Source organism: Streptococcus cristatus, assembly GCF_003943505.1.
In the GTDB taxonomy this organism is placed as follows: Bacteria; Bacillota; Bacilli; order Lactobacillales; family Streptococcaceae; genus Streptococcus; species Streptococcus cristatus_E.
On record NZ_RJPS01000126.1, the window covers coordinates 1 to 517 of the forward strand.

Annotated in this window: 1 protein-coding gene; it reads left to right on the forward strand. The window is 44.4% G+C overall.

Translation table 11 applies throughout. The features are described from left to right. Window positions 1-4: 4 nt before the first annotated feature. On the forward strand, window positions 5-517 hold a 513-nt coding region (locus tag D8792_RS11580), incomplete at its 3' end, for a mucin-binding protein (protein WP_446677409.1).

The following is a 517-nucleotide window of genomic DNA, read 5'->3' on the forward strand; positions in this document are numbered from 1 at the left end:
AGCTGTGAAGGAATTGAGCCGTACGATCAAGTACGTATACGAAGATGGTAAAGAAGCAGCACCAAGCTTCACAGANAGCGCTAAATTCACGCGTATTCTGAAGATCAACGTCGTAACGAAAGCGATCGTAGAAAAAGGCCCATGGACATCACAAGATGACGTGATCAAGGGACAAACTTCACCAGACATCAAGGGTTACGTAGCAGACAAAGCAAGCGTAGCAGATGTGAAGGTTACAGCAGACTCAGCNAAACCAGCCGATGAAGTTGTAACNTACAAGAAGGCNGATCAAAAAGCAACCATCACCTTCGTAGACCAAGCTAAGAAAGAATTGGCTAAGATCTCAGAAGGCGGTAAGTCAGGCGAACCAATTAGCCGTGACCAATACCTTGCGAAGTTGAAAGAATTGACTAACCAAGGTTACAAGGTTGTGAACGATGAGTTCAAGGATCCACAAAACTTTGATGATGATGCAAGCAAGGACCAAAACTTCACTGTTCAATTGGAAGAAGGCGTA